The following is a 3771-nucleotide window of genomic DNA, read 5'->3' as shown; positions in this document are numbered from 1 at the left end:
GAACCCAGGCAGGTCCAAAATGCCGGCAGCGTCACGCACGGCCAGGCATTCCTCGCGCACACGATGCTGCCATGGCCCGTCGCGGCGGAAGGTCAGCGTGGCTTCCTCGGAAATGTCATCGCCGTCCTGCGCGTACCAGGTGGCGCGCTCCCAGCCATTATAGGCATCGAAGCGGCCACCGAGCGCCTTGATGCGATCGTGGATCGGCGACAGCTTGCGGTCGCGGCCTTCCGGCCAGGCATGGCGCGGGAACTGGATGGCGTATTCGTTGCCGTAGATCTCCATGCCCTTGGCGACGCAATAGTCCGGCGCCGCGGCATAGGAAGTGAAGCGGCGCGGGTCGCACGACCACATGTCCCATTCGGTCCGGCCCTCGGTCACCCATTCGGCCAGCACCTTGCCGGCGCCGCCACCCTGGGCGATGCCGAAGGTGAAGACGCAGGCCTCGAAGGCATTGGGAACGCCAGGCATCGGACCGATCAGCGGATTGCCGTCCGGCGTGTAGGGGATCGGCCCGTTGATCACCTTGGACAGGCCGGCCGTGCCAAGGATCGGCACGCGGGCGACGGCGTCGGCCAGATAATGTTCCAGCCGGTCGAGATCGTCGGGGAACAGCTGGAAGGAAAAGTCCTCCGGCATCGGGTCATTGTGGGTGGCCCAATGCGCGCGGCAATTGCGCTCATAGGGGCCGAGATTCATGCCGTTCTTCTCCTGGCGCAGATAGTAGGAGGTGTCGACGTCGCGCAGCAGCGGCAGCTTCTTGCCTTGTTCCTTCGACCATGCCGCGAGTTCGGGGATCTCCTCGAACAGGATGTACTGATGGCTCATCACCATCATCGGCACGTCGCGGCCGAACATCCGGCCGACTTCGGCGGCGCGGTAGCCGGCGGCATTGACGACGATCTCGCAGCGGATCTCGCCCTGTGCCGTCTCGACCACCCACTCGTCGTTCTCGCGGCGCACGCCTGTGACCGGGCAGAAGCGGATGATCTTCGCGCCCATGTCGCGCGCACCCTTGGCCAGCGCCTGGGTGAGTTGCGCCGGATCGATGTCGCCGTCGCTCGGGTCGTAGAGCGCGCCTTTCAGCTCATGCGTCTCGATGAAGGGATAGCGACGCTGGATCTCGTCGACACCGACAATGTCTATGTCCATACCCTGGTAGAGGCCCATGCCCTTGGCGCGCTGGAATTCCTGCATGCGCTCGAGCGAGTGGGCAAGGCGAAGCGAGCCGGTGACGTGATAGTTCATGGGGTAGTCGACCGCGTCGGCCAGCCCGCGATAAAGCTCGGTCGAATAGCGCTGCATGTTCATCAGCGACCAGGACGAGGAGAAGGTCGGCACGTTGCCGGCGGCATGCCAGGTCGAGCCGGAGGTCAGCTCGTTCTTTTCAAGCAGCACGCAGTCGGTCCAGCCCGCCTTGGCGAGATGATAGAGCGCGGAGGTGCCGACGGCGCCGCCTCCGATGATCACCACGCGCGCCGTGCTCGGCAAACCCGCCATGTTCTTCTCCAAACTTGAACTCAATAGACGGGTGGTGAAACCACCCAGATGACAATTGCCGGCTCGGCACCCGGATTGCGCCAGCGGTAGGGCTTGCCTTCGAAGCGAAAGGAGTCGCCCTCGCCAAGCCGATGCCAGACACCTCCGATCTCGATGTCGAACAGTCCGGACGCGACGTATCCGGCTTCCTCGGTCGGACGCTGCGCCTCGGCCTTCAGTTCCGCGCCCGGCGCGAAGACCGAACGCACCATCTCGAAGCTACCGCCGAGATCGGGCGACAGAAGCTCCTCCACCAGGCCGGATTCGCTTGTGCCAAGCGTGCGGCGCCTGCCGGCGCGCACGACCACGCCGCGCTCGCTTTCGACAGGTACGTCATGGCTGAAGAACAGGCTGATCGGCACGCCGAACAGTTCGGCGAAGGCCCTGAGGTCACCGAGCGACGGCGTCGACAGGCCACGTTCGACCTGGCTGACCCAGCCGACCGAACGGCCTAGCTTCAGGCCGATCTCGGCGAGCGTCAGCCCGCGCGCCTTGCGCAGGGCCCTGATGTCGCCAGCCAGCACGCGTTCGTCAGGTCCCTGCAATGTTCTTGCGGTAGTCGAAGGCAAAACGCTCTCTTTATGAAAAATCACCGGCAAATTTCATGAGAAATCAAGCTCATGAAAAAATCAAGCAGATTTTCACGGATGCACAAGATTTGCTTGCGCGATTTTGACGGTTCATGCAAAGGCTCCGCCGAGAGCGGCGAGTGGGGACGTCCGATCGAGACAAAGGGTAAGGGACGGCCCATGCTGGAAAATAACCCCCGAATCGAGGGCGATGCCGAGATTGTCGACGAGGCGATCCTGTCGCGCCGTTCGGTGCGCGCATTCCTGCCCAACATGGTCGAAGACGACATCATCCGCGCCATTCTGGCGGTTGCGGCGCGCGCCCCATCCGGCACCAACATGCAGCCATGGAAGGTCTATGTCACCAAGGGCGAGAGCAAGCAGCGGATATCGGACGCCATTCTCAATTCCGGCATTCGCGCCGAAAAAGCCGATTGGGACGAGTACCGGTATTATCCCACGCAGTTCTTCGAGCCGTATCTGACCCGCCGCCGCGCCAACGGTTTCGGCCTCTATGGCGCGCTCGGCATCGGTCGCCGCGAGGTCGACAAGATGCGCGCCCAGCACGACCGCAACTTCGTCTTCTTCGACGCGCCGGTCGGCATGATCTTCACCATCGATCGCCGCCTCAACCAGGGCTCATGGATCGACTACGGCATGTTCCTGCAGAACATCATGGTGGCGGCGCGGGGCAGGGGTTTGCATACCTGCCCGCAAGCGGCGTTCGCGCCCTATCACCGGCAGATCAGGCCGGTGCTCGACATTCCGGACGAGGAGATCGTCGTCTGCGGCATGGCGCTTGGTTATGAAGATACGTCAAAACCTGAAAACGCCTTCCGCACCGACCGCGTGCCGCTGCAAGAGTGGGTGACGTTCAGCGAATAAGCCAGCCAGCCTCATTCCGTGTTCATCTGTGCGCCGTGGCCGCTGACATGGGCGCCGTCCTGGGGCGTCAGCTTGAGATAGGCGAGCAGCGCGCAGAGCGTGATGACGCCCTCGATCACGAACAGGATGCGGAAATCGTCGGCGACGGCGGGGCCGCCGCCCGCCAGAAACGACAATGCCGCGGCGGCCAGGCCGACGCTGATCGCCACCGCCAGCTGCCATAATATGTAATAGAGCGCGCTGAAACGGGCGAGCTGCTCGGGCGCGATGTCGGAATAGGCGAGGTTGCCGGTCGAGGCCCATTGCGCGGAGCGGAAGACGCCGAAGACGAAGATGTAAGTGAGCACGATCCACACCGGCGTCGTCGCCTGCATCAGCGCGAAGCCGGCAACCAGGGCGGCGACGATGGGCGTGTTGTAGACCAGCACGCGGCGAAAGCCGAAACGGTTGAGGACACGCGGCATGAAGAACCGCATGGCCACCGAGCCGACCGCGGCGACGAAGGTCAGCGATCCCGCCTGCACCGCGCTCATCCCGAAGCCGAGCTGGAACATCAGCGGCAGCAGGAAGACGACCGAGCTAAGGCCGATCGTGTCCAGCCCGCCGCCGGTGAGGAACGAAATGCGGAAGGTACGGATGCGCAACAGCTTGAGATCGAGCAGCGGATTGCGCACGCGCAGGCAGTAGACCGAGGCGATGGTCAGGATGACGAGCGCCAGCGCCAGTTCGCCGGCGATGATGCCGCCCGCGGCGTCCTTGGCGGCAAGCGAATCCATGC

General features: G+C 63.9%; 4 protein-coding genes. 1 reads left to right on the top strand and 3 read right to left on the bottom strand.

Going from position 1 to position 3771, the window contains the following annotated elements:
* Both EN932_RS31210 and EN932_RS31205 read right to left on the bottom strand, forming a co-directional pair.
* The coding region (locus EN932_RS31210) for an FAD-dependent oxidoreductase (protein WP_128369335.1) at window positions 1-1500 on the bottom strand (1500 nt) is incomplete at its 3' end.
* Window positions 1501-1520: 20 nt separating this feature from the next.
* Window positions 1521-2063 (bottom strand): XRE family transcriptional regulator, encoded by a 543-nt coding sequence (locus EN932_RS31205; RefSeq protein ID WP_032807957.1) that lies wholly within the window; start codon window positions 2061-2063, stop codon window positions 1521-1523.
* Between the two features lie 225 nt (window positions 2064-2288).
* Between EN932_RS31205 and EN932_RS31200 the strand changes: the two genes are divergently transcribed.
* Window positions 2289-2993, top strand: a complete 705-nt coding sequence (locus tag EN932_RS31200) for a nitroreductase (protein ID WP_063173710.1) — start codon at window positions 2289-2291, stop codon at window positions 2991-2993.
* 11 nt (window positions 2994-3004) lie between these two features.
* On the opposite strand, the gene EN932_RS31195 is transcribed toward EN932_RS31200, so the two are convergent.
* On the bottom strand, window positions 3005-3771 hold a 767-nt coding region (locus tag EN932_RS31195; protein ID WP_128369334.1), incomplete at its 5' end, for an MFS transporter.

It is taken from the genome of Mesorhizobium sp. M7A.F.Ca.US.002.01.1.1 (assembly GCF_004022955.1).
In the GTDB taxonomy this organism is placed as follows: Bacteria; Pseudomonadota; Alphaproteobacteria; order Rhizobiales; family Rhizobiaceae; genus Mesorhizobium; species Mesorhizobium ciceri.
This window is presented reverse-complemented; position numbering and strand designations above follow the sequence as displayed.